Source organism: Pseudomonas protegens, assembly GCF_003363755.1.
Lineage (GTDB): Bacteria > Pseudomonadota > Gammaproteobacteria > Pseudomonadales > Pseudomonadaceae > Aquipseudomonas > Aquipseudomonas danubii.
This window is the reverse complement of the sequence record NZ_CP031396.1, coordinates 258,532-282,631: the sequence shown is the minus strand read 5'-3', so window position 1 is coordinate 282,631 and position 24,100 is coordinate 258,532. Positions and strand designations below refer to the sequence as shown.

Genomic DNA, 24,100 nt, shown 5'->3' with positions numbered 1-24,100 from the left:
GGCAATGACGGTTCAGTCTGGGGACTGAACCCGCTGCACGAAGCCCTAAAAGCGTTGCGGGCCAGTGCGCTCCGGAACAGAGTGCTGATTTAGGATTAATCTATCATTAAGAGGCAATTGATAGATTTTGAAGTATTTAGTTCCCGTCCCATATACGATCCAGCGAGCGACTGCTCCCGGGTCACGCCCGGTCCGGTTTCACAGTTCGCTGTAGGCAATCCGCTGATGACTGGGCAAGGCGCGGTTCAACAGTTGCTCCAGGGATTGTTCCGGGGGCAGGTAATCGTCGCCAAAATCGCCGTCGGCCAACTGCGTCGGGTGGGCCACCACTTCGACCACCCCCGCGGGGATGAAGCCGTCCAGCAGATCCTTCGGCGTACACACCGTGTTCACCCAGCGTCCCGCAAGCCAGCCAATACGCCGGTTCAACGCACTTTTGAACAGGCGCTTGAGGGGGCCGATATTGCCGCCGACATTGCGCGCCAGGCGCACCGGCACCCCTTGGCGGGCGGCGAAGCGGGCAACGATGGCCGCCACCGGCCACAGATTGTGCACGTGCTGGTGGGAGTCGATATGACTGGGCCGCAGCCCCTGGTCGACACAGCGCTGCCATTGCGCCGCCAGTTCCTGCCACACGGCCTCGGCAGCTGCCGGCGGCAGGCGCAGGACGGAGCGCGGCAGGTTCAGGTCGAACTGCCCCTGGGCATTGCAGAACACGGCCTGGCTGCGGATGCCCTGGCTCAGGGGCGCGCCGTAGGTCAGGTTGAAATGCAGGCCTATGCGTCCCAGCAGGGCGTGCTCGTGGCTGAGGCGACAGGCATCCTCGAAGGCCGGCATGTTGGCCATCAGGGTGGCGGAGCTGATCACCCCGCGCTGGAAGGCACGCAGGGTCAGTTGGTTGTAGTCCGGGTCGAGGCCGAAGTCGTCGGCGTTGACGATGACCCGCTGCGCTCGGGTGACGGTCAGGGTGTGTTTCATGGGCGAGCCCCTTGTGCGGTGGTGGTCTGGCGGCGCTCGCGCCAGGCTTTGAGATGAGGTTTGAGCTGTTGCCAGAGGCGCTCGGCGACACCGGCCAGCAGGCCCCGGGGACGCCAGGAGTAGAAGCTCCAGCGCTGGTGCTCCACCAGGCCGCTCATGCGTTCATGCAACTGATGGCTGGAGCGGCTGAGGCTGACCCGGGAGGCGTCCACCCACTGCCAGCCTTCCTCCAGGCCCCAGCGAATCCATTCGTCCAGCAGCAGGCGGCCACTGCCCAGGTTGGCGTAGTCGGCGAGGAAGGCGATGTTGTAGTCATACAGGCGACCGCGCTCCAGCAGGCCCAGGCGATAGCTGATGCAGCGGCCCTGGTGTTCCAGCATCACCACCCGCACGCAACCCTCGGCCGCCAGGCCATGCAACGCCGTGTGCATCCACTGTTGGCGCTGTGCTCCGGAGAAGATCCCCAGGCCGTCGGCGCCTTTCCAGCTGGCCTGTTCCACCTCGCGGAGCATCTCCAGTACTGCATCGATACCGTCGGCCTGGGGCGTCACGCGGATCACCCGGGCGTCAATCTCCGCACAGCGCTTTTTGGCCCGGCGCAGCTCGTAACGCAGGGTGCCGCTGGCTTCCTCCTGGTCGCTGGGGACGATCAGGTGTTCTGGCGCGCGGCAGCTCAGGGACTGTTCGCTGTACCCGCTTGCCCGGCGCCAGGGCGCCAGCAGGGGGGCGGCATCCACCAGTTCATGGAATTGCAGCAGGTCATGGGGCAGTTGCCGGCGGATTTCCCGCAGGGCCGCGGGCATGGCGTCTTGTGCTGGAGCGGCCACCAGCAGCGCCAGGCGGTCGCTCAACGGATGGCCCAGGTGGCGGACCACCTGCAGGGTCAGCCCGGCCCTGGATTCGCGGCCGCGGATCAGCGGCAGGCACAGCAGCAGGCGCTGGTCCTGCCAGCCCAGCAGAATCTGCAGCTGCTGATCCTGCAGTGCCTGTTCGGCGCCTCGCAACCAGCTCAAACGATTGAACGGCGTGGCCTGCTCGACGGTTTGTCGCAGCTGTTCATAGGCCTTTACGGGGAAATCCTGGGCACTCAGGCTGGTGCACCATTGCCAACGCAGGTTCACGTTCGCTCCTTGTCTATTTCAGTGGCTGGGGCCGGTGACTCGGCCAGGCGACCCCGGCGCAGGTGATGCAGGCGCGTCTGGTGATAAGGGCGACGCCGGTGGAAATGCAGGCAGCGCAGCAGGCAGTAGACGTGCAGGGATTCGCCGACTTCCTGGAAACCCAGGCGCATGTGCATCTTCAGCGCCGGCTCGTTGCGCACATTGACCAGGGCCCGGGTGGCTTTGAAGCCCCGCTCGCGGTACTCGTCCCAGAGCATCTTCTGCGCCAGGATCACCACCCCCGAGCCGCGAAACGGCGGCGCGCATTCACCGGCGAACTGATACAGGCAGCCCGGCGGCATGCGCATCCAGCAGCGGTACAGCTGATCGTCGTAGTAATCGCGCTCGCTGACCCAGACCATCATCATCACGTTGCCGTCCGGGTCCAGGTGCGCGCTGCCCCGGTTGCCCTTGTCCAGCAGGCCGCGAATGGCCGGCAACTGGGCCTTGAAGTACTTGTCGAAGGCCGGCAGCAACTCCCGGGTAATGGGCACCTGGGGCCAGCGGCTGGGGTTGATGGGGCAGGGCACCGGCAAGGCCAGGGAGCGCTCCAGAGTCAGCAGCTCCCAGTGGTAATAGAAGAAGCGTTCAGAAAAAACCCGCAGGCTGCCCCGCAGGCCCTTGCGGCGGATTTTGGCCAACAGGCCGGTCAAGCGACTCATAGGGTTGTCCAGGTCAAGGCAAACAGGGTTTCACCGGGCACTTGGAAGCTGGCCCGGCCATCGCTGCAGTGCAGCTCGGTGTGACGGCTGCGGCCATCGGCGCCCAGCAGTTCGAGGGTGGGGCTCGCTTGGCAGATGGTGGCGTCGCCCAGTTCGACGTTTTGCGTGCGCGGCGTCTTGGCCACCCCCAGCAGGCTGTGGCGCTGACCGTCGCGCAGGGCCAGGGCATCCACCTCAAAGGAGGGGTTGTCCAGGGCCTGGACCTGGCCCAGCCAATGCTGCCGGATGAACTGCTGGGCCACGGCCACCGGCTTCAGGCTGAAGCGCTGTGCATCCTGCTGCGACAGCATGCCCTTGGGGTAGTCGGGTTCGTCGGCGGCCTGGAACCAGTTGAGCATGTCGAGCAGGCCGTCCTGGGAGGCGTTGATCACCACCGAGGTCCACCACAGGGCGGCGTAGTGGGTGTCCTGCTGATAAGGGCTCAGGTCCGGGCCACTGGAGATGTTGGTCTGGCTCAGCAACAGCGCCTTGCGTGGCCGGCCCTGCTCATCGAGCCCCACCAGATCGGCGGCGGCGCGCACGCTGGTGCGATAGCGACGGGTGGCCAGCAGGTCGCGGACCATCCATTCGTGCCAGGCCAGGGCATCGATGTCGGCACCGTGTTCGGCCAGCAATTGCCGGGCCCAGTCGATGCCCCGGCGTTGCCCGGCGCCAATGCGAAAGGGACCGTCCAGCAGTCGTGAACTCACCGGCATGGCAATGCGCACTCCGGCGGCGCGGGCGTCGGAGTTGGCCTTGGTGTGTTCCAGCATCTGCGCAAAATAGGCGGCAAACGCTGCGTAGCTGGGGAAGTTGAGGTTGGGTTCGTCGGCAAAGGCCAGGTAATGCAGGCCCTGGTTGCCCAGGCGCACGCTGTCCGCCAGCCAGGCGTCGAGCCCGGCCAGGGTGGCGCTGTCGGCGTCCAGCACGGCCCGGCGGCCGGTGCCGGCCAGCAAGGTGATGTCGCGCTCGATCTTGAAGTCTTCGCGGTACAGCCGGCGAAAGGTGATTTCCCGCTGGGGTTCTTGCTGGATCACATCGACGAAGCTGTAGAAGTTGGCAGCCTGCGGGCCCAGGGCGCGCAGCAGTTCGAAGGTCGACGACGGCGGCTCGGCATAGGGCAGGGCGATCCCCAGGTGCGGGCTGGGACCGCGCACCTGGGGTTTGAGGCGCAGCTCGACCCGCGCCGGGGTCCATTGCAGCGGGTGCAGCTGACGCAGGTCCTGGGCGAACAGGTTGGCAGTGCCGTCGAGCCAGAACGCCACCTTGCCGGAGCCGCCCAGGGACAGGCGCCAGACTTCGTCCTGCTGGGCCACCGGCAAGGCGCTCTGGTCGAATTGCCCATATTGCGGGTGCTCCACCAACGGCAGGCGTACCTGCTGGCCGTCGCTCAGGCGCGTGGCCTGAAGCACGCTGACTCCGCCGTAGTACTTGCCCGCCAGCAGCGCCTGCTCGCCAGCGGCCACGCGAAAGTACAGCTCGACGCCGCTGGGCACATCGGCACTGAAATGCACCTTGGCCGGCTCGAACTGGGCCAGGGTCGAACGGTCGTGGCCGACCTTGAAGTTGCGAAAGCTGTAGCCCGGCACTTGCAGGCGATAGTCGCCGCGGGCGGCGGGCAGCTGGATCTCCCGCTGGCCGTAAGGTTGGTCGGCGCGGATGTCCAGCTGTTGCAGCAACTGGCCGTCCGGTTGCAGCAGGTACAGCTGTTCCTGGTTGGCGTCGCTTTGCCAGGCCGGGCTCCAGCGCAGTTGCAGGGTGTCGGCGCGGTCGGCTTGCAGATACAGGCTGCCGTCGCGGATATCCCCCCATTGCATGGGCTCCGCGTGCAGGGATGAGGCCGCCGCGATCAGCATCAGGGCGAGCAGGGAACAGGGTTTCATCAGGCCGTTTCCTTAGGGCGCAGTAGATGGCGCACGTAGACAATGTCTCCAGGTAGCAGGATCAGGGTGCGGTACCAGGCCACGCCGCTGAGGTGGCAGTACAGGCCGAGCATCACCAGGCTCACCGCCAGGTAGGCCATCGACGAGGCCAGGCCGGCGCCGACGATGCCCAGTGGCGCAATCAATACCGCGTTGAGGATCAGGTTCAGCAGCGCGCCCCCGGCCAGCAGCAGCGACAGGCTGCCGGGGCGCTGTTTGCCCAGCAGGTCCAGGCGCAGGATGCTGGCGTAGCACAGGCCGAACAGCCCCGGCAGCAGGGCCAGCAGCGCGTCGTAGGCTGGGGCGTAGGCGGCGCCGAACAGGGTGACGATCAGCCACTGGCCGATCAGCGCCATGCCCAGGCAGGCGCCAAGCATCACCGTGGCCGTCAGGCGCAGGGCCAGGGCCGTCAGTTCTTCGATACCGGAACCTTGCTGCAGCAGGCGTTTCATCAGCGGCGTGGTCACCGCCTCGGGAATGATCAGCAGCAGTTCGGCGGCGGCGCTGGCCATGGCGTACCAGCCCAGAGCGACGGGGTCCAGCAGGGCGCCGATGAACAGGTAGTCCGAGCGCAGCATCAACTGTTGCGACAACACCCCCGGGTGGCTCTGGGCGCTGTAGCGCAGCAGCTTGCCCTGCTCACCGGCCTGCCAGCGCAAGCGCAGGTCATGCCAGCGGCGCAGCCAGCACCAGCCGACCACCACCACCAGCACGGTGCCGCCCAGCCAACTGACCAGGGCCGCCGACAGCGGCTGGTCGCGCCAGACCCACCACAGCCCGACGAACAGCAGCAGCGGCACCAGGGATTCCAGCAGGCGCAGGGCATTGAAGGCCTCGACCCGACCGTCCGCGTTGTGCAAGGTCAAGAGACCGCTCTTGAGCACGGTGATCGGCACCGCCAGCAGCAACAGCCAGGCCAGGTCGCCCAGTTGCAGGCTCAGTTCCCAGTGGCTGCCCCAAGTGTTCATCAGGGCCAGCCCGGCCAGAGTCAGCAGGCTGGCCAGCAGGCAGCCGTAGACCAGCACCTGAGTCAGCAACAGTCCCATGGGGCGTTGGCGGGCGGCTTCATAGCCGACGGCGGTATTGAGGCCGCCGCTGGTCAGGGCCGCGATCAGGTCCGGCAGGGTGCTGAGCAGGGCGAACAGGCCGCGATCCGCCGGGCCCAGAAGGCGCGCCAGCAACACGTTGCGCAGCAGCCGCAGGCCGATCATCGCCAGTCGGGTGCCCATGCTCAGGGCCAGGTGCCAGAGGTAGCTGCCGCGCTTCATGCCCGGGCTCCCTGGAGCAGGCGCCAGGCCAGCAGCCCGGGGCGTCCGGCGCTGGCGTGGCTGACATCGATGCGGGGCAGGGCCAGCAGCGGATTGCCATCGGCCTCGATCAGCCCCGGGCGGGTGCCCAGGGCATAGCGATAACCCAGTTCGGCCACCGCTGCGCGCACCTCGGGATTGTGATCGCCATTGGGGTAGCAATAGACCCCCAGCGGCGCCTGGCAGTGCTCCTGCAAGGCGTGGTGGGAGCGCTGCAGATCGGCCCGCATCGCGGCGCCGTCAAGCCGGGTGAGAATGCCGTGGCTGGCACCATGGGGACCAAAGCGCACCAGTGCCGAGCGTTCCAGGCGCTGGACCTGGGCCCAGTCCAGGCTGTGGGGCGCGCTGTCGTCGGGGCAACTGTCGGCCAGGGCTTGCAGGGTCTGGGGCGGCAGGCCTTTGAGCTGTTGCAGATAGCCCCCGAGGATGCTGCTGCGAGCGCGGCTGGCGCCGGGTTGCAATAGCTCCGGTGGTGGTGCCAGTGACAGGGCCCGCAACTGTGTCAACAGCGGTTGAGCGGCGGCGCTGTCGGCCTGTTGCCACAGGGTTTCACCAATGGACTCCCACCAGAAACCCTGGCGCTTGCCGATGAAGTCCGTGGACAGGAAGATGCTCGCCGGCATCTCGTAGCGCTCCAGCAGGGGATAGGCGACCTCGGCATTGTCCCGCCAGCCATCATCGAAGGTCAGGGCCACCCGGGGCCGGTCGCCCGCAGGCAACTCCAGCAGGTGCTGCAGGGGCACACAGTCGAAGTGCCGACGCAGCCAGCGCAGCAAGTGTTCGAAATGCCCCTGGCCGACGCACAGCGGCGCCCGATGGGGCAGGCTGGCTTGCGCGGAATCGGCCACTACCCGGTGCAGCATCAGCACCGCGCCGGCGTCGCTCAGGCGGATACGGCCGAAGCTGTGCAGATAGGCGCTGCCCAGCAGGCGCTTGAAGGATTGTTTGATGGCCATGTCAGCGATTCTGTTGTGGGTTCCACAGGGCGTAGCGCCGCCCGCGGAGAAACTGCCAGAGGCCCATGCTCATGCCGGCCAGGGTCACCAGCACGAAGCCGGCGAGACGAAATACCTTGGGCAGGCGCCCGCGACTGTCCAGCAGCCCCATCACGCCGGCCGCGTAACCCAGCAGTTGGGCCGCCAGGCCCAGGCTGTAGAAGGCGCCGGCGTTCCACAGCCACAGATTGCTCAACAGCAATGGCAGCAACAGCACCGGGGCCAGGCGGCGGATCAGCTTGTGGCTGATCAGGGCAATGGCGTAGGCACCGTGGCGCAAGGGGTTCATCAGCTCGCGGCGCTGAGCCAGGCTCTGCAGGCCGCCGACCGTGACCCGCAGGCGCCGGCGATATTGCTTGCCGGCTTCGTCCACGCCCTGGTCCAGGACCTGGGCCTCCTCCACATAGACGATGCGCTTGCCGGCCACCGGGGCGCAGGTGCTGATGAAGAAGTCATCGTTGACCTCGGCGGGAATGCGCTGGAACAGCTCGCGGCGCAGGGCCAGCAGCGCGCCGTCGGCGGACACCATGCAGCCGGTGCGGTTCTCGGCCTGGCGCAACCAGGCTTCGTAGTGCCGGTACAGGCTGTCGCCCAGGCTCAGGTTGTGCCCCGGGTCGGGGATGATCATGTGCCCGCCGCAGGCGCCAACCTGTGGGTCGGCCAGGGGCGCCAGGAGCTTGCCCAGGGTGTCGCCGGACCATTGGTTGTCGGCGTCGGTAAACACCAGGATGTCGTTGCGCGCCAGTTCCACTGCGGCGTTCAGGGCCCCGGCCTTGCCCACCCGGGGCAGGTCCAGGACCAGCACCCGCGAGTCGCGCACCGCCAGGGCGGTGGCCACGGTATCGTCGCTGGAACCGTCGCTGGCGAGGATGATCTGCAGGTCCGTGGCCGGGTAGTCCTGCTGCAGCAAGGTGCGCAGCTTGTGCTCGATGTGCGGGCCTTCGTTGTGGGCGGCGATGATCACGCTGACCGACAGCGGCTCACCCGCCTGCAGCGGGCGCGGCCGCACGAACAGGCTGAGCAGGGCCAGTAGCAGCGGATAACCGATCCAGGCATAGAAGGGCAGTAACAGGCACAGCCAGAAAATAGTGTTAGCCACGGTCAGGTCTCACGACAGAACGGTTGAACAGACCCTGCACCAGGGCCACGGCGCCCAGGTGCAGGCGCACCCAATGCAGCAGCCAGAGTTGCAGGACAAACAGCAGATCGCGCTGGCGCAGCCCCTGGCGCAGGGCCAGGACCAGAGGCGCCAGGGAACCCAGCAGCAGGCATAGCGCGGCGGCGCCCGGTTGGCCCAGCAGCAGGCCGAACAGCGCCAGCAGGCTCAGCAAGGCACAGCTCAGGCACAACAGGGGAAAGCGCAACAGACGCAGGTTGAGGCCGCCCCCCTTGAGCAACTGCAGGTGGCTGCCCTGGCGCCAGCGCTCCTTGCCGGCCCATTCGCCCCAACTGCCTTCAAAGCCCCAATGCAGCACCTGGGGCTCAGACAGGCTCAACTGGCGGGCGCCGGCTGCGTGCAGCCGCAGACCAAAGTCCTTGTCTTCGCCGGTACGCAAGTGTTCGTCGAAGCCGCCGACCCGCTCGAACCAGACCCGTTTCAGGCACAGGTTGGGGGTCGGCATCCAATGCAGCAGGCGCGCCGGCTGACTGCCAGCCAGGCTGCGGCGCTGCCAGGCCCGGGCGAACCAGGGCGCGCAGTCCGGGGCGGCGCAGTCCAGGGCAAAGACCTCGGCGCGGTTGTCCGCCAGGGCCTGCTGCCAGAGTTGCAGCCAGTTGCCGGGCACCTCGATGTCGGCGTCGAGAAACGCCAGGCAATCGCCAGTGGCCACGGCGGCGCCGCGATTGCGCAAGGCGCCGATGCCCAGGCCCGGGCACAGCAGCACCCGCGCCCCCAGCTCACGGGCCCGTTGCGGCCCCTGGTCGGTGGAGCCGTTGTCCACCACGATCAACTCGTAGTCGATGGCTGCGACCCGGGCGGCGAGGATCACGCTGTCCAGGGTCCGGGTGATGTGACGTGCCTCGTTGTACATGGGCACGATCACGCTGATCCTTTGCATCTTTGCCTCCCTTGGCCAGGTTTGCATTTATGAGGTGGGCGCCGGATCTTCTTCGGCTTCGAGCCGCAGCACACTGGACAGGGCCAGGAAGATCCACAGGTACTTGTGGTTCGGCGCGCTGAGAAACAGCAGGAACAGCGCCATGGCCAACAGGCTCAGGCCCAGGTGGGTGGCGATGTCCGCCTGTTCACGCTGGCCCCGGGCGAGGAAGCCCTGGCGCGCCCGCTCGAAGTTGCGCAGGCCCATGAGCATCAGCACCACGAAGCTCAAGCCGCCGGGAATGCCCAGTTCGCTGAACAGTTCCAGGTAGGTGTTGTGGGCCCGGCGGAACAGGTCGGGCTCGTTCATGTTTTCCGAGAAGCTGCTGGCGAAGCCGGTCTGCGCGTAATGAATCGGGAAGGTGCCCAGGCCCGAGCCCAGCAGCGGGTTCTCGCGGATCATCTGGCCGCCCACCACCAGGTAGGAAGTCCGTCGGCCCAGGGAGGTGTCCGCCGAATGCGCGCCGGACTTGAGCATGCTCAGGGACTGAATTCGCGCCACGTATTCGGCTGGCAGCACCGCAATGCCCAGGGGCACGACGATCGCCACGGCGAACATGGCGAACCCCAGGTGCTTGGGCCGTAGGCCCTTGAGCCGGTCGCGGTAGTGCCACAGGCCAATGGCGATGGTGAACAGCACCACCAACAGGCCGGAGCGCGAGTCGGTCTTGGTCATCCCGGCCATCAGGGTCAGGCTGATGCCGACCCAGAACAGTCGCCCCGGCCAGTGGGGCGAGCGCAGGGCGAGGAGGATCGCCGGCGGCACCGCCATGGCGATCAGCAGGGCGAAGTAGTTGGCGTCCTGCAGCAGGCCGATGGCCCGACCGCCTACCTGGTACTTGGCGGAGATCAGCGCGATCACACAGGTGATGGCCACGCTGACCGCCAACAGGCGACAGAGCATCAGCAGGTGGGTTTCCCGGGCGATCAGCAAGGTGACGAAGAACAGCACCAGGCCCACGGCCAGCTCCCGCAGGCTGTCCAGGGACACCAGCAGGTTCTCGCTGTACATCAGGCTCAGCAGCAGGCACAGCAGGAACGGCCCCAGGGCCCGCCACAGGTTGCTGCGCAAGCGGGTATCGGGGATGTGCCGCAACAGCAGCTTGAACAGCATGATCAGGATCAGCGAGGCCCCCAGCAGCTTGGCCCCGGAGAACGCGCTGTCCTTGAACAGGCCCTCGAAGGGCACCAGGGCGCAGATGCCCAGCAGGCCCCAACCCGGGCGGCGGTAGAGCAGGGCCAGGCCCACCAGCCCGACCACCACCAGCGGCGCCAGAAACGGCCAGGGGCTGGCGAGCAGCAGCAGGCTGGCCAGGCCCAAGAGGAGGCCGAGAAACGGGGCGGCGATCATACCGGGGTGCTCTCCCTGGCCAGGCGATACAGCTCATCCCAACTGCGGGCCAGGGTGGGCAGGTGATAGTGCTTGCGCTGGGTGACGCGGGCGGCCTGGGCCAGTTCCTCGGCCAGGGCCGGGTCATCCAGCAATTGGCCGATGCGCCGCTCCAGATCGACGCTATCCAGGGGCTTGGCCAGCAAGCCGTTCTGCCGGTGTTGCAGGACATCGGGAATGCCGCCCACGGCAAAGGCCACCACCGGGGTGCCGGCCTGCATGGCTTCCAGCAGGATCATCGGCGTGCCTTCGGTGCGCGAACTGAGCACCAGCACATTCAGGCGCTTGAGCCAGGGCTGCATGTCCTGCTGGTAACCGGGCAACAGAATGCGCAGCGACAGCCCGGCGGCGTCGATGCGCTGGCGCAGGGCCTGGTTCTGTTCGCCGTCACCGAGCAACACCGCCTTGAGCGTGGGGCGCTGCCGGCACAGGCTGATCAGTGCGTCGAGAAACAGGTCCGGGCCCTTTTCCGCGCTCAGGCGTCCGACGAAGCCCACCATCGGCTCCATCTCGTCGCGGCGTATTTCGGCCTCCCGCAGCGGCGGCCCATCCTGGTTCACCGGCAGCACCCGCTTGGGCTCGGGCAGGCCGTTGGGAATGACCCGCAGCTTGCCCTCGGCCACGCCGGCCTGGCGGTGCAACTGGGCAATGCTTTGGGCCACACAGGCCACCCGGCGCACCTGAGGGCTGCGGCACAGGCGCAGGCTGATCCAGGTGTAGAGCTTCTGTTTCAGGCTGCGCGGCGTGAAGCCGTGCTGGGTCAGCACCAGGGGCAGTTGCAGGCGCCGGGCACAGACCCAGGCGAACACCTGGGCCTTGAAGTTGTGGGCGTTGAGCAGGCCGGGCTGCTGCCGCAGATGGGCCAGCAGCGCCTTCAGACAGTGGCAGTTATGGCTGGCCACACCGGCCTCGCTGAACCGCTGCAGCAAGCTCTGCGGAGCATTGATGAACACCACCCGATGCTGTCCCGGAGTGATCCGGCAATGATCCAGCAGCATGCGTTCGGCGCCATAGAAGCCGCCGCTGTGGATCAGGTGCACGATAGGCTGTGCGGCCAGGCTCAGGTCGTTCACTGTTTGGCCCAATACCAGGCCCAGCGCCAGGTCCAGCGTGGATAGGGATTGACCTGTTGCTCTTCAACCGCGTTGAGCACCATCAGTACCGGCAGGCCGAGGTGATCGCTGACCTGGGCCGGGTGCTTGAAGCGGTGATCGAAGAACTCGTAGACATAACCCAGGGCAATCGCCAGCAGCAGGCCGGTGAGCAAGCCCAGGGGAATGATCAGCATCGGCTTGGGAAAGGCCGCTTCGCTGGGTTCGTAAGGCTGGCTGAGCACCCGGGCGTTGGACAGCTCGCCACTGATCAGGCGCTCGCCGCGGCTCTCTTCGTAGCGCTGGGTGTAGGTGAAGAAGGCTTTGTGCAAGGCGTCGATTTCAGTGTCCAGTTGGCGCAGCTTGCTCAGCACTTCCTGCAGGTCGCGGACCCGGGCCTTGTAGTCGTTGATGCGCGCGGTTTTCTGTGCGATCACCGATTGGGTGATCTGCAGGTCGCTGCTGCGCTCGCGAACACGGTTTTCCACCACTTTGAGGAACTGCGCCCGGGCCCGCACGATCTGCTCGCGCTGCTGCTGCATCGGTACGCTGTCGGCGCGGTAGGTGTCGGCGGTGGTGCCGTACTGGCTCACCAGATTGGTCAGTTGTTCGCCCAGTTGCTTGATCTCGCGGTCTTCGTAGGCAACGTTGTCCACGGTGTTGGCGAAGGCGAAGGGGAAGGTGTAGTCGGTGATGCCGGCCTTGCGTGCCGCCGCCAGATTCTTCTGCAGGTAGTCCAGGCGGCGCTGGTTCTCCAGGGCCTGGTCGCGGTAGCCGTTGAGGGACTGTTCCTCGGTGTTGATGGCATTGAGGCGGAAGGTGATCTCCTCCTTGGGGTCGGAGGCGTGGGCCGCTTCCAGCAGCGCCTGGCGCTTGCCTTCCAGGTCATCCAGGCGCGACTGGTACTGGGCCTTCTTCTGCTCGTAGAAGGCTTCGGGCAGTTCGTTGGATTGCAGGTCCTGGCGGTTCTTCAGGTAGTTGGCCAGCAGGCGCTCGACGAAGCGTGTGCCTTCGGCGGCATTGGGGCTGGCGTAGACGATGGAGATCACGTTGGAGCCGGGCAGGGTGCCGATCTTCAGGTCCTTGACCGCCTGATCGGTGAAGGCATCCAGGCTGGTGTCACGCACCGGGTCCACGGCCAGGCCGAAGAAACCGCGTACCGGGTTGATCACATGGTTGCGCAGCGGATCGATCAGGCCATTGCGGATGGGCTTGAAGATCAGCCGGGTCAACAGGCCTTCGCTGCCGCCGAACTGGCCTTCGCCGCGCAGCTGCTCGATCGTGGTACGGATCAGGGTTGGTGAACGCAGGATATTGCTCTCGGTCTCCATGTCCGCCAGGGACGGCGGGATGAACTTGTCGCTGTCCGGGGTGAGCACGGTGTTGGCGTCGGTCTGCGACAGTTTCTTGGACTGCACAATGACTTCGGCGGTGATCTCGAAGCTCTGCTTGAGCACCAGCGGCAGCACCAGCGCAATCAGGGCGAAACCGAGGAACACCCGCTTGATCAGGCGTCGATTGACAAAGAACACAAGCAGAAACTCGTGCAGGTAGTTTTCGATCTTGGTCATCAAGAGGGAACTCAGTTGTTGTTCGTTTCTTTGTTGTCGACGCGGTAGCCGAAGCTGAACCCGACACCCTGGAACATGATCACGTCCGCCAGCTGCTTGCTCAGGGCGCCGGCCTTGGCCAGGCGGGTCTTGGGCACGTAGAGCATGTCGTCCGGTTGCAGGTAGGCGAACTGCAGAGCCTTGCCGTCCAGCGCCGCATCGGCGTCATAGACCCGGGCTTCGACCTGATTGCCCTTGCGCCGCATGATCACCACCGAGTCCAGGCGCGCGGTGGGTCCGGCGCCCTTGGCCAGGGTCAGGGCTTCAAGCACCGAGATCGGCCGGCGGATCGGGTAGGCCCCGGGCTGGCCGACTTCGCCCATCACGAACACTTCGTTGGCGGCGGTGGTCTTGAGCAGCACGTCGACGCTGACCTGTCCCACTTCCTTGGCGTAGCGCTGGTTGATCAGGGTCTGCAGCTCACTGAGGCTCTTGCCCTGCAAGGACAGGCTGCCCAGCAGCGGAAAGCTGGCGCGGCCATCGGAACCCACCACGATCTCCCGGCTCAGGCCGGTGGCCGGGTTGGTCAGGCTGGTGCGCAGGTTGTCCAGCTGGGCCATGGCGTGGGAGATCGAGAAGGTGATCTGCGGCTTCTTCAGCACCTTGGCGTACTGGGCTTCCAGGGCCTGGCGCGCCTGTTCGGCGGACAGTCCGGCGACCTGGATGTTGCCCACGTAGGGCATGTCGATGCTGCCGTCGGGCAGTACCAGCTTGCTGCCCCCCAGTTCCGGCGCGGTGAGGAAGCTCACGTCCACCTGATCGCCGGGCTGCACCCGATACGGCTGCTGGCTGGTGGTGCCGATGTGGAAGATCACGTCCAGCACGTCCTGCGGGCGCAGCACCTGTTCGATGGGCATGACCTCGGTGAGCTGGGCCTGGTCGGCCGGGGCGCTGAGGATCTGCACCGGCATCTGCTGCGGCTCGCGGTTGACGCAGCCGCCCAGGGCCGCCAGCAGCGACAGGCCCAGCAGGGAGAGTCTTGGCTTGTTCATGGTTACACGGTCCTTGTGCCGGTCAGAGACGGTCATAAACCCACTTGGGCATGTAGTACTTGCGGGCGTTGAACACGCTGCCGATCAGCTTCGCCTCGGCCTGGATCAAGCGCTGCGCCGCGGCCTGGGCCACTTCCCAGCGGGTTTCCTCGCTGCGTACCACCAGCACCACGCCGTCCACCTGAGTGCTCAGGGTGAGGATGTCGCCGCTGCTGTACACCGGGTCGCCGTCGATGATCACGAAGCGATAGTCCGCGGCCAGGGCCTGCAACAGTTCCTGCAGCAGTTCCGGGGTCAGGCGCTCGGCGTATTGCTGGCGGCGGCCCAGGGGCAAGAAATCGAAGCCCAGTTCATCGCTGCTTTCGATGCACTGCGCCAGGAGCGGCGGGGTATCGGCCAGGGCCAGGTCGAGAAAACCGGGGCGTTCGCCCAGGTCCAGGCGCCGGGTCAGGCTGTTGTCCGAAAGGCTGGTGTCCACCAGCAGGACCCGGCCGCGGCTGGTGCGCGCCAGTTCGCTGGCCATGCTCAGGCTGCTGCTGGTGATGCCGCTGTTGCGGTTGGCCGCCGTCAGCAGGATCACCCGCAGTTCCCGGTCGAGCACGGTCACCGCCAGGTTGCTTTCGCTGGGACGCTGGATCTTCAGACTGGCTAGGGTTGCTGCCGCCATTTCAACTTGCTCCATGGCCATTGAGGACCTTGAAAGGGGTTTTGATCAGGATCTTCAGGTCGAGCCAGGGGCTCTGCTGGAAGATGTAGGTCATGTCGAGGGTGACCCGACCGTCGAAGTCCACGTCGCTGCGTCCGGACACTTGCCACAGGCCGGTGATCCCGGGGTAGATGCTCAGGCGCCCGAGGTGGTGTTCCTTGTAGGTCTGGGCGTGGAACGAGGTCGGGCGCGGGCCGACGATGCGCATCTGGCCGAGCACCACGTTGATCAGGTTCGGCAATTCGTCGAGGCTGGTGCGCCGCAGGAAACCGCCGATGCCGGTGATCCGCGGGTCGCGATCGATCTTGAAGTCCACCGAATCCGGGCCGTGCTTGTTCAGGTGGCGCACCGAGTCCTTCAAGGCTTCGGCGTTGACCACCATGGTGCGGAATTTGTACATGCCGAAGCGCCGGCCACGAAAACCGGTGCGCAACTGGACGAAGAACACCGGCCCGGGGCTGGTGAGCTTGATCAACAGCGCGACCGTCAATAGCACGGGCGACAGCAGCACCAGCAGCGTCGCCGCCAGCAGCGCCGAGGTCAGGCGTTTGCTGCGTGACAGGGTCCAGGGCCGGCCGCCGTCGCGGCCGCTGATCCAGCCATGCTGCTGCAGCTCGATGGCGGCCTGGACCTTGCGCCGGAACGGATCGTTGCGCCGGTCGATGCGAGCAGGCGCCGGCACCTCGGTTGCAGGCAATGAGAAGGGTCTTTCCATATCCACCGGGAATACTTCCATAGCAAAGGTTGGGTAAAAACGCCCAGGGGTGTGGGCTCAGGACGCGCCGCCCGGGTAGTAGCTCAGGTACCACTGGACGAAGTGCTTCAGGCCCTCTTCCAGGGTCACCTGGGGGCCGAAGCCGGTGAGGTTTTCCAGGGCACTGACGTCGGCGCAGGTGTTGAGCACGTCACCGGGCTGCAGGGGCAGGTACTCCACCTGGGCCTGGCGTCCGAGGAGCTTTTCCAGGGTTGCCACGTACTCCTTGAGTTCCACCGGACGCTGGCCGCCGATATTGAACAGACGCCAGGGCGCCATGCTGGTGGACGGGTCCGGTTGTTCGCGGTCCCACAGCGGGTCGCGCGCCGGCGGCTTGCCCAGCAGGCGTACCAGGGACTCGACGATGTCGTCGACATAGGTGAAGTCGCGCTGGTGCAGGCCGTAGTTGAACAGCTTCAACGGCCGGCCCTGGCTGATGGCGTCGGCGAACAGGATCGGCGACATGTCCGGCCGGCCCCAGGGACCGTAGACGGTGAAGAAGCGCAGGCCGGTGGCCGGCACCCCGAACAGGTGGCTGTAACTGTGGGCCATCAGCTCGTTGGCTTTCTTGCTCGCCGCGTACAGCGACAACGGGTGGTCGACGTTGTCGCTGACCTTGTACGGCGTCTGCTGGTTGGCCCCGTACACCGAGCTCGATGAGGCGTAGATTAGGTGCTCCACCGGGTAGCGCCGGCACATTTCCAGCAGGTTGAGGAAGCCCGAGAGGTTGCTGTCCAGGTAGGCCTTGGGGTTTTCCAGGGAGTAGCGCACCCCGGCCTGGGCGGCGAGGTTGATCACTACTTGGGGCCGGACTTCGGCGAACAGCCGCTCCAGGCCCTCGCTGTCCGCCAGGTCCAGGCGTTGCAGGGGGAAGTGTCCCACCTGCTGTTCGACCCAGCGCACCCGGTCGCGTTTGAGCTGGGGGTCGTAGTAGTCGTTGAAATTATCCAGTCCGGTGACCTGATGCCCATCCTTGAGCAAGCGCAGTGCGGTATGGGCGCCGATGAAACCGGCGGCCCCGGTGATCAGGATATTCATGCGCGCAGCGCCTCCGGTACGCGGTAGGGCAGGCCGATGCTCAGGTAATGCAGGCCGGCGTCCGCTGCCTGTTGCGGGTTGTACAGGTTGCGGCCGTCGACGATCAGGCGATCGTTGAGGGTGTCGTGCAGCAGCTTGAAGTCCACCACGCGAAAGGCTTTCCACTCGGTGCAGATCACCAGGGCGTCTGCGCCTTGCAGGGTGTCGTCACGGGTTGCGCACAGCTGCAGGTCGTCGCGGTAGCCGTACAGCCGTCGGCATTCGGTCATGGCTTCTGGGTCGTAGGCATGGACCTTGGCCCCGGCCTGCCACAGTGCTTCCATCAGGTAGCGACTGGTGGCTTCGCGCATGTCATCGGTGTTGGGCTTGAAGGCCAGCCCCCACAACGCAATGACCTTGCCCTTGAGGTTGTCCCCCAAGTGCGCCTTGAGCTTGCGAAACAGCACATGGCGCTGCTGTTCATTGACGTCACGCACGGTCTTGAGCATGTGCGGCTCCAGCCCGTGGCTTTCCGCGGTGTGGATCAGCGCCCGCAGGTCCTTGGGGAAGCACGAGCCGCCGAAACCGGCGCCGGGGTAAATGAAGTGGTAGCCGATGCGCGGATCGGCACCGATGCCCTTGCGCACGGCGTTGATGTCCACCCCCAGGCGTTCCGCCAGGTTGGCCATTTCGTTCATGAAGCTGATGCGGGTGGCGAGCATCGCGTTGGCGGCGTACTTGACCAGCTCGGCGCTGCGGTTATCCATGAACATCAGGCGGTCATGGTTGTGGTTGAACGGTGCATACAGCTCGCTCAACTGCTGGCGGGGCCGTTCGTGGGAACAGCCGACGACGATCCGGTCCGGACGCATGCAGTCGGCCACCGCCGAGCCCTCCTTGAGGAACTCCGGATTGGAGACCACGTGCACCCGCAGTTGGGACTTGCCCAGGTCCGCCAGTTGTTCGGCGACCGTCTCGATCACCAGGTCAGCAGTACCCACCGGTACGGTGGATTTGATCACCAGGGTCTTGTCGCTGTGCATCAGACTGGCAATGTTGCGGGCCACCGCCAGGACATGGTCCAGGTCCGCCGAGCCGTCTTCGTTGGAGGGCGTGCCGACTGCGATGAAAATCACCTGGCCATGGCCCACTGCATCGCTGGCCTGGGTGGTGAAGTGCAGTCGGCCGGCCTTTTGATTCTCTTCGATCAGGGTCGCCAGACCCGGCTCGTGAATCGGAGGAATGGAACGTTGCAGCTGGGCAATCTTATGGCTGTCGATATCGACACAGACCACGTTATGCCCGACATCGGCGAGGGCAACTGCTTGCACCAGACCGACATAGCCAGTACCAAAAACGCTGACTTCCAAGGGAACGACCTCGTCCATGATGAGTGTTGGGGTGAGGGCATGCCTCACCTTCTGAAAAGGCGTGTGGCACATGGCCGCTATCACGCTCTTTTTTTGACACTACCATAAGGCCGAGACGTTTAATTGACGTTTTGCAGTGATGCATAAATGACGCCGGCGTTTTCGGCGAATCTGATTTTGATAACAAATCCTTTTTAAACAATAAGTTAGATTGATTAATGATGGTCATAATGGAAAGCGTCAAATACTTGATCAGTTGTTCAGAAAGAATAATAAAACCGACGAACGGTAGGTAAAAACGTAAAAAATATGATGCTTTTTCGCCACTATTGACTACTGCACTGTCTTGGTCGGGTGGTTTTCTGATTATTTAGTCAGGTTTTTTGACCGGTCTTATCGTGCTGACAGTTATCAAAATTGACAGCTTTTCTGCTGGTTATGGCTGTTCGACGACATGGGCAGTGAGTGCAGTCGTAGCGACTGGAGGAGTCAGACTAAAGTCGGGTTGGGGGCGGGGCGGGCCATCTGCCATCATTGCCGGCCTTCATTGATTCAATCAATTCAACCTGCGGATTTTGATTCGCGGGATGGATTTCACCTGGGTCTTTCTTTACCTCGCGTCACTGATTTTCTGCTGGAGCCCGTTCATGCGTCCCCCTTTTGCGTTACTCAATCCGTGCCCGCTCCTGGGCCTCGGAGCTGTCGTCCTGTGCGCAGGATTTGCCCCACTGGCCCAGGCCGGTGGTTTTTTCGAGGACAGCAGCGCCAAGCTGGAGTCACGTACGGTCTACTTCAATCGGGACTTTCGCGACGGTCACACCCGCACTGATCAGGGGGCTTCCAAGCGTGAAGAGTCGGCCCAGGGTTTGATCCTCAACCTGCAATCGGGCTACACCGAAGGCACCGTGGGTGTTGGCCTGGATGCCTTGGGCATGTTGGGCATCAAGCTGGATTCCAGCCCTGACCGCAGCAACAGTGGTCTCTTGCCGTCCAGCGGACACGACCCACGGGGTTCTGCGGACCAGTACGCCAAGCTGGGCTTGACCGCCAAAGTGCGAATGTCCCAGACCGTATTCAAATACGGTGCGCAACTGCCGGACCTGCCATTGCTCAAGTACAACGACGGGCGCCTGCTGCCGACGATGTTCAACGGTGCCGTGCTCACGTCCAAGGAGGTCAAGGGCCTGACCCTGACGGCTGCGCGCCTGAACCGTTACACCGCCCGGGACTCCACCGATGCCCAGGACATTCGCGTGCACTGCAAGAACAAGCGCTATGCCTGCAACACCACCGCGGACCACTTCGACACCTATGGCGTGGACTACCAGTTCAATGAGCGCCTGACCGGCCAGTACCACTACGCCGAGCTGGAAGACATCTACCGCCAGCATTTTGTCGGCCTGCTGGCCAACCAGCCGCTGGGCCCTGGCGTGCTCAAGGGCGACCTGCGCCTGCTCAAGAGTGCCGACACCGGCGCCGAGCGCGCCGGTGGCATCGACAACCGCGCCCTGAGCACCTTGCTCGGCTACAGCCTCAGCGGTCACACCCTGAGCGCCGGCTGGCAGCGCATGTACGGCGACAACTCGATGCCCTACCTGGATGGCAGCAACCCGTACCTGGTGAACTACGTCCAGGTCAACGACTTCGCCGCGATCCAGGAACGTTCCTGGCAACTGCGCTACGACTACGACTTCAAGGCCGTTGGTCTCAATGGCCTGAGCTTCCTGACCCGTTACGTCAGCGGTGACCACATCAAGGTGCCGGGCAGCCTGCGTGAAGGTCGCGAGTGGGAACGCGACAGCGAGCTCAAATACGTGGTGCAGAGCGGCACCTTCAAGGACGTGAGCCTGCGCCTGCGTAACGCCACTTACCGCAGCAACTACCAGAAGATCGCCCGTGACATGGACGAGACCCGCCTGATCGTCAGCTATAACTTCTCGTTGCTCTGACCAAGGCCCAGGAAAAGCACCACGGTGGCGCTGAATGTTGCAGGAGCTGGCTTGCCGGCGAAGGCGCCGCCCGAATCGGCGCAAGGCTGACGGGCCTCTTCGCCGGCAAGCCGGCCCCTACAGCGGTTGCAGTTGATGGCGGTAGGGCAGGTCCGGGCCGGTGCGGGTGCAGGTCAGCGCCGCGGCCTGGACGGCAAATCGCAGCAGGCTGTCGATCTGGGCAGGGGTCAGTTGCCCCAGGCCCTGAGGCGAGTCCAGGCCCTGTTCGGTGAGCCAGGCGATCAACGCCGCCTGGAAGGTGTCACCGGCGCCCACGGTGTCGGCCACCTGCACCTGGGGCGAGGTCACCGACCAGTTGCCATACCGTGCACTGAATACTGTGGCGCCCTGGCTGCCACGGGTCAGGAACACCAACTGCGCATGCTCTTGCAGCCAGCCCTGGATCAGTTCCTCGGGCGCCTGCCCGGGATACAACTGGGCCAGGTCCTCGTCGCTGACCTTGATCAGGTCGGCATGCTGCACCAGTTCACCGATACGCTGGCGCCACAGCTGGATATCCGGCTGCGGGTTGAGTCGCACATTGGGATCGAGACTGATCAGGCGTTGCCCCCGCTCACGGTGCACCAGGGCCAGCAGGGTGTCGGCAATAGGCTGCACCACCAGGGAAAACGAGCCGATATGCAAGCCGCGCACGCTCGGGTCCAGCTCCGGCAGGTGTTCCTGCAGAAGCTGGCGATCGGCACAGCCTTCGCCACGGAAGCTGTAGTGGGGCGAGCCGTCGGCGCCGACCGCCACCATGGCCAGGGTGGTGGGGGCGTTGAACTCCTGCAGGTACCGGGTGTTGACCCCTTCGTCCTGCAGTACCCGTCGCAGGCGTTGGCCCAGGTAATCCCGCGACAGCCCGGCCAGCAGGGCCACGTCAATGCCCATTCGGCGCAGGCCCAGCGCCACGTTGAAGGGCGAGCCCCCGGCAATGGCCTGGAACTGCACTTTATTGGCTTGGGTACTTGCGTCATCGACGCTGAAACAATCAAACAGCGCTTCGCCACACACCAGATACATAGTCATTCGCTCTTCAAAGGGTTGCCAGATGCTGTTGATAGCGCGCATACGCCGGCTCGTAGGCCTTCACCTGTTCGGCCTGGGGCCAGGTCTGGCTGTCGAGGTCGAGGCTCACGCAGCGTTTACAGAGTTGCGCCAGGCTAAAGGCCGGGTCCGTCTGCCGTCCATGGCACCAGGCCGCCTGGATCGCCGCACCCAGGGCGGCGGCTTCGGCTTCGCGGGTGCAGATCACCGGGGTGTGCATGATATCGGCGACCATCTGCCGCCATAGCGGACTTTTCGAGCCGCCGCCGATCAGGCGGATGCTCTGGCTTTGCAAGCCATTGGCCCGCAACAGGTCGAGGCCGTAGCGCAGGCCGAAGGTGGTGCCCTCCAGCACGGCGCGGCACAGGTTGGCCTGGGTCAGGTTGTCCAGGGTCATGCCCAGCAGGCTGCCACGGGCCTGGGGCAGGGCGGGGACCCGCTCGCCATTGAAGAACGGCAGCAGGCACAAGCCCTCGGCGCCGATCGGCGCCTGGCCCGCCAAGCGGTTGAAGCTGTCCAGGTCCAGCTCCAGCAGTTGGCGCACCAGGGTGGTGGCGTTGGTCAGGTTCATGGTGCAGATCAGCGGCAGCCAGCCACCGCTGGACGAGCAGAAGGAGGCCACCGACGCGTGGCTGACCAGTGGCTGCTCGGCATAGGCATACAGGGTGCCGGAAGAGCCCAGGCTCAGGGTGATGATGCCGGGCTCGATATTGCCGGTGCCGATGGCCCCGAGCATGTTGTCGCCACCGCCGCTGGCCACCAGGGCCTGGGGGTTGATGCCCAGGAGCCCGGCCATCTGCGGCAGTATCGGCCCCACCGGCTGCTGGGCCTGGATCAGTTCCGGCAAGGCACGCTCCAGGCGGCCCTCGGGGTCGATGTGGGCCAACAGGGCCCGGTCCCAGTCACGCCGGCGGACATTGAAGTAACCGGTGCCGGAGGCGTCGCCGTACTCGCTGCAGCAGCGCCCGGTCAGCCAGAAGTTGAGGTAATCGTGGGGCAGCAGAATATGGGCGATGCGCTGGAACAGGGCGGGGTGCTGTTCCCGGGTCCACAGCAGCTTCGATAGGGTGTACCCCGGCGCCAGGGCGATACCCAGGCGCTCAAGAGACCCTTGCTCGCCCCCCAGGTGATCCAGCAGGCGCTGGTTCTCGGCCACGGTCTCGGTGTCGCACCACAGCTTTGCCGGACGCAGCACCTGGCCTTGGTCATCCAGCAGCACCAGGCCGTGCTGCTGGCCGGAGACCGCAAGGCCAAGAATGTCCCGGCCATCGACCCCGGCCGCCTGCAACGCCTGGTGGGTGGCGCTGATGCAGGCTTGCAGCCATTGCCCGGGGTCTTGCTCGCGTCGGCCGTTGGCGCCGCTGATCAGGCTGTGGGGGGCGGCGCCCAGGCCCAGGACGGCGCCGCTGTGGCTGTCGAGGATCAGGGCCTTGGTGCCCTGGGTGCCACAATCGAGACCCAGGTACAGCGCGGCTGTGCTCATCCTGCGCTCCGCGCTGGTTTGGCCAGCAGGCGTTCCAGGGTCCGGCTGACGCCATGCTCGCGCAGGCTGTTGAAGCAGCGCTCAAAGGCGTCGACGAACTCGGCGGACCTGGGGATCGCCGGGCCGAAGATTTCCTCCACTCCCAGCAGGCGCTGGGTCAGCAGGGTGTCGTCCGCCACCAGGGCCTGGCAGAACTCGGCCCGAGGATCGGCAATCGTGTAGCGCACGCCGTTTTCGTCCACGCCCCGCAGGTACAGGGCCCAGGCGGCCACCACCAGGGCCGCCCGCTCGGTATCGCGGCCCTCGGCGATCAGGCGGTTGAGGGTGGGCACGGTGAACTTGGGAAATTTCGACGAGCCGTCGCTGCACACCCGCTCCAGCTGGTCGGCGATGGCCTGGTTGGAAAAGCGCTGGACCAGCGTGTCCTTGTAGGCCGCCAGGTCGATGCCCGGCACTGGCGCCAGTTGCGGGGTCACGTCCAGGTCCATGTAGGCGCGCATGTAGGCGACGAACAGCGGGTCGTTCATGGTTTCGTGGACGAAGCGGTAGCCCTTGAGAAAACCCAGGTAGGTCAGGGCCAGGTGGCTGCCGTTGAGCAGCTTGATCTTCATCTCTTCGTAGGGCGTGACGTCGTCGGTGAACTGCACGCCCACCTGTTCCCAGGCCGGGCGGCCGTTGACGAACTGGTCTTCCAGGACCCACTGCACAAAGGGCTCGCACACCACCGGCCAGGCATCGTCGATGCCGTGCTGGTCGTGCAGTTGCAGGCGGTGGGCGGTGCTGGTCATGGGGGTGATGCGGTCCACCATGGCATTGGGGAAGCTCACCTGGCTGGCGATCCAGTCGTGCAGGTCGGCGTCGCGCCGGGCGGCAAACGCCAGCAGTGCCTTGCGGGTCACGGCGCCGTTGTGGGGCAGGTTATCGCAGGACATCAGGGTGAAGGCGGCAATGCCCGCGGCGCGACGCTTGGCCAGGGCGGCACAGAGGAAGCCGAACACCGTGCGTGGCTGCTGGGGGTGGGCCAGGTCGTGCTGGATCTGCGGCAGGTGGAGCATGAACTCGCCGCTGCTGTCATCGATGCAGTAACCGCCCTCGGTGATGGTCAGGGAGACGATGCGGATCGCTGGGCTGGCCAGCTTGTCGATCAGCGCCTGGGGGTCGTCTTCGGCCAGCAGCATCTGGCTGATGGAGCCGATCACCCGCACTTCGTGGTCGTTGCCGTCCCCCAGTTCGAACAGGGTGTAGAGGCAGTCCTGGCCCGCCAGGTCGTCCCGGGCGCGGCGGTCCTCGGCGCGCAGGCCGACCCCGCAGATGCTCCAGTCCAGGCCATGGCCCTGATTCATCAGGGCGTCGGTGTAGTAGGCCTGGTGCGCCCGGTGAAAACCGCCGACGCCGATGTGCACGATGCCCTGGCGGGTGTCGGCGGCACTGTAGGCCGGCACCTGCACCTGGGGCGGGAGCTGGCTGAGGTTGAAGCGATTGAGTTTCATGCAA

20 protein-coding genes are annotated in these 24,100 nt (G+C 65.4%); 1 reads left to right on the top strand and 19 read right to left on the bottom strand.

Translation table 11 applies throughout. The annotated features are described in order from the left end of the window. Nucleotides 1–198: 198 nt before the first annotated feature. Genes DWF74_RS01105 through DWF74_RS01030 form a run of 16 tightly spaced genes read right to left on the bottom strand, consistent with a single transcriptional unit; the run spans nt 199 to nt 18,088 of the window. On the bottom strand, nt 199–978 hold the full coding sequence (locus tag DWF74_RS01105) for a ChbG/HpnK family deacetylase (protein ID WP_115580089.1): 780 nt from the start codon (nt 976–978) through the stop codon (nt 199–201). Next, entirely contained in the window at nt 975–2,099 is a 1,125-nt protein-coding gene (locus tag DWF74_RS01100) for a GNAT family N-acetyltransferase (RefSeq protein ID WP_115580088.1), read from the bottom strand. Before DWF74_RS01100 ends, DWF74_RS01105 begins: the two co-directional genes overlap by 4 nt. Continuing rightward, nucleotides 2,096–2,800, bottom strand: coding sequence for a GNAT family N-acetyltransferase (locus DWF74_RS01095; protein WP_102863534.1), 705 nt, complete (start codon nt 2,798–2,800; stop codon nt 2,096–2,098). The genes DWF74_RS01100 and DWF74_RS01095 overlap by 4 nt, the downstream gene beginning before the upstream one ends. Further along, complete coding sequence (locus tag DWF74_RS01090) at nt 2,797–4,722, bottom strand: hypothetical protein (RefSeq protein WP_102863535.1); 1,926 nt, start codon at nt 4,720–4,722, stop codon at nt 2,797–2,799. Before DWF74_RS01090 ends, DWF74_RS01095 begins: the two co-directional genes overlap by 4 nt. Then, entirely contained in the window at nt 4,722–6,029 is a 1,308-nt protein-coding gene (locus DWF74_RS01085; RefSeq protein ID WP_115580087.1) for a lipopolysaccharide biosynthesis protein, read from the bottom strand. Before DWF74_RS01085 ends, DWF74_RS01090 begins: the two co-directional genes overlap by 1 nt. Next, on the bottom strand, nt 6,026–7,024 hold the full coding sequence (locus DWF74_RS01080; RefSeq protein WP_115580086.1) for a polysaccharide deacetylase family protein: 999 nt from the start codon (nt 7,022–7,024) through the stop codon (nt 6,026–6,028). Before DWF74_RS01080 ends, DWF74_RS01085 begins: the two co-directional genes overlap by 4 nt. Before the next feature lies 1 nt (nt 7,025). Next, nucleotides 7,026–8,162, bottom strand: a complete 1,137-nt coding sequence (locus DWF74_RS01075) for a glycosyltransferase (RefSeq protein WP_102863538.1) — start codon at nt 8,160–8,162, stop codon at nt 7,026–7,028. Then, a complete protein-coding gene (locus tag DWF74_RS01070; protein ID WP_115580085.1) occupies nt 8,155–9,120 on the bottom strand; it encodes a glycosyltransferase in 966 nt (321 codons plus the stop codon). The genes DWF74_RS01075 and DWF74_RS01070 overlap by 8 nt, the downstream gene beginning before the upstream one ends. A 27-nt stretch (nt 9,121–9,147) precedes the next feature. Then, complete coding sequence (locus DWF74_RS01065) at nt 9,148–10,509, bottom strand: O-antigen ligase family protein (RefSeq protein WP_115580084.1); 1,362 nt, start codon at nt 10,507–10,509, stop codon at nt 9,148–9,150. Continuing rightward, entirely contained in the window at nt 10,506–11,633 is a 1,128-nt protein-coding gene (locus DWF74_RS01060) for a glycosyltransferase family 4 protein (protein ID WP_115580083.1), read from the bottom strand. The genes DWF74_RS01065 and DWF74_RS01060 overlap by 4 nt, the downstream gene beginning before the upstream one ends. Further along, nucleotides 11,618–13,210: a GumC family protein gene (locus tag DWF74_RS01055; protein WP_115580082.1), complete on the bottom strand. Its 1,593-nt coding sequence runs from the start codon at nt 13,208–13,210 to the stop codon at nt 11,618–11,620. The genes DWF74_RS01060 and DWF74_RS01055 overlap by 16 nt, the downstream gene beginning before the upstream one ends. An 11-nt stretch (nt 13,211–13,221) precedes the next feature. After that, nucleotides 13,222–14,241: a polysaccharide biosynthesis/export family protein gene (locus DWF74_RS01050; RefSeq protein ID WP_102863543.1), complete on the bottom strand. Its 1,020-nt coding sequence runs from the start codon at nt 14,239–14,241 to the stop codon at nt 13,222–13,224. 22 nt (nt 14,242–14,263) lie between these two features. Next, nucleotides 14,264–14,908: a CpsD/CapB family tyrosine-protein kinase gene (locus DWF74_RS01045; protein WP_102863544.1), complete on the bottom strand. Its 645-nt coding sequence runs from the start codon at nt 14,906–14,908 to the stop codon at nt 14,264–14,266. A gap of 1 nt (nt 14,909) precedes the next feature. Next, nucleotides 14,910–15,662: a sugar transferase gene (locus tag DWF74_RS01040; protein WP_102863545.1), complete on the bottom strand. Its 753-nt coding sequence runs from the start codon at nt 15,660–15,662 to the stop codon at nt 14,910–14,912. 57 nt (nt 15,663–15,719) lie between these two features. After that, nucleotides 15,720–16,739, bottom strand: a complete 1,020-nt coding sequence (locus DWF74_RS01035; RefSeq protein WP_102863546.1) for an NAD-dependent epimerase — start codon at nt 16,737–16,739, stop codon at nt 15,720–15,722. Beyond that, on the bottom strand, nt 16,736–18,088 hold the full coding sequence (locus DWF74_RS01030) for a UDP-glucose dehydrogenase family protein (protein WP_180988575.1): 1,353 nt from the start codon (nt 18,086–18,088) through the stop codon (nt 16,736–16,738). Before DWF74_RS01030 ends, DWF74_RS01035 begins: the two co-directional genes overlap by 4 nt. 647 nt (nt 18,089–18,735) lie before the next feature. Here DWF74_RS01030 and DWF74_RS01025 point away from each other — a divergent pair. Continuing rightward, entirely contained in the window at nt 18,736–20,037 is a 1,302-nt protein-coding gene (locus DWF74_RS01025; protein ID WP_102863588.1) for an OprD family porin, read from the top strand. Nucleotides 20,038–20,154: 117 nt separating this feature from the next. On the opposite strand, the gene DWF74_RS01020 is transcribed toward DWF74_RS01025, so the two are convergent. The 3 genes from DWF74_RS01020 to DWF74_RS01010 are packed head-to-tail and all read right to left on the bottom strand — an operon-like array spanning nt 20,155 to nt 24,096. After that, complete coding sequence (locus DWF74_RS01020; protein WP_115580081.1) at nt 20,155–21,099, bottom strand: carbohydrate kinase family protein; 945 nt, start codon at nt 21,097–21,099, stop codon at nt 20,155–20,157. 13 nt (nt 21,100–21,112) lie between these two features. Then, nucleotides 21,113–22,606 carry a xylulokinase gene (gene xylB, locus DWF74_RS01015; protein WP_115580080.1) on the bottom strand — a complete coding sequence of 498 codons (1,494 nt, stop codon included), beginning with the start codon at nt 22,604–22,606 and terminating at the stop codon, nt 21,113–21,115. Continuing rightward, entirely contained in the window at nt 22,603–24,096 is a 1,494-nt protein-coding gene (locus tag DWF74_RS01010; RefSeq protein ID WP_115580079.1) for a mannitol dehydrogenase family protein, read from the bottom strand. Before DWF74_RS01010 ends, xylB begins: the two co-directional genes overlap by 4 nt. Nucleotides 24,097–24,100 lie beyond the last annotated feature (4 nt).

Bases quoted from the DNA above. Each gene is read 5' to 3' on its own strand.
- DWF74_RS01055 (WP_115580082.1), bottom strand. From the start codon at position 13,210: ATGACCAAGATCGAAAACTACCTGCACGAGTTTCTGCTTGTGTTCTTT.
- xylB (WP_115580080.1), bottom strand. From the start codon at position 22,606: ATGAGCACAGCCGCGCTGTACCTGGGTCTCGATTGTGGCACCCAGGGC.
- DWF74_RS01040 (WP_102863545.1), bottom strand. From the start codon at position 15,662: ATGGAAAGACCCTTCTCATTGCCTGCAACCGAGGTGCCGGCGCCTGCT.
- DWF74_RS01020 (WP_115580081.1), bottom strand. From the start codon at position 21,099: ATGTATCTGGTGTGTGGCGAAGCGCTGTTTGATTGTTTCAGCGTCGAT.
- DWF74_RS01080 (WP_115580086.1), bottom strand. From the start codon at position 7,024: ATGGCCATCAAACAATCCTTCAAGCGCCTGCTGGGCAGCGCCTATCTG.
- DWF74_RS01070 (WP_115580085.1), bottom strand. From the start codon at position 9,120: ATGCAAAGGATCAGCGTGATCGTGCCCATGTACAACGAGGCACGTCAC.
- DWF74_RS01105 (WP_115580089.1), bottom strand. From the start codon at position 978: ATGAAACACACCCTGACCGTCACCCGAGCGCAGCGGGTCATCGTCAAC.
- DWF74_RS01010 (WP_115580079.1), bottom strand. From the start codon at position 24,096: ATGAAACTCAATCGCTTCAACCTCAGCCAGCTCCCGCCCCAGGTGCAG.
- DWF74_RS01095 (WP_102863534.1), bottom strand. From the start codon at position 2,800: ATGAGTCGCTTGACCGGCCTGTTGGCCAAAATCCGCCGCAAGGGCCTG.
- DWF74_RS01025 (WP_102863588.1), top strand. From the start codon at position 18,736: ATGCGTCCCCCTTTTGCGTTACTCAATCCGTGCCCGCTCCTGGGCCTC.
- DWF74_RS01035 (WP_102863546.1), bottom strand. From the start codon at position 16,739: ATGAATATCCTGATCACCGGGGCCGCCGGTTTCATCGGCGCCCATACC.
- DWF74_RS01065 (WP_115580084.1), bottom strand. From the start codon at position 10,509: ATGATCGCCGCCCCGTTTCTCGGCCTCCTCTTGGGCCTGGCCAGCCTG.
- DWF74_RS01045 (WP_102863544.1), bottom strand. From the start codon at position 14,908: ATGGCGGCAGCAACCCTAGCCAGTCTGAAGATCCAGCGTCCCAGCGAA.
- DWF74_RS01050 (WP_102863543.1), bottom strand. From the start codon at position 14,241: ATGAACAAGCCAAGACTCTCCCTGCTGGGCCTGTCGCTGCTGGCGGCC.
- DWF74_RS01090 (WP_102863535.1), bottom strand. From the start codon at position 4,722: ATGAAACCCTGTTCCCTGCTCGCCCTGATGCTGATCGCGGCGGCCTCA.
- DWF74_RS01085 (WP_115580087.1), bottom strand. From the start codon at position 6,029: ATGAAGCGCGGCAGCTACCTCTGGCACCTGGCCCTGAGCATGGGCACC.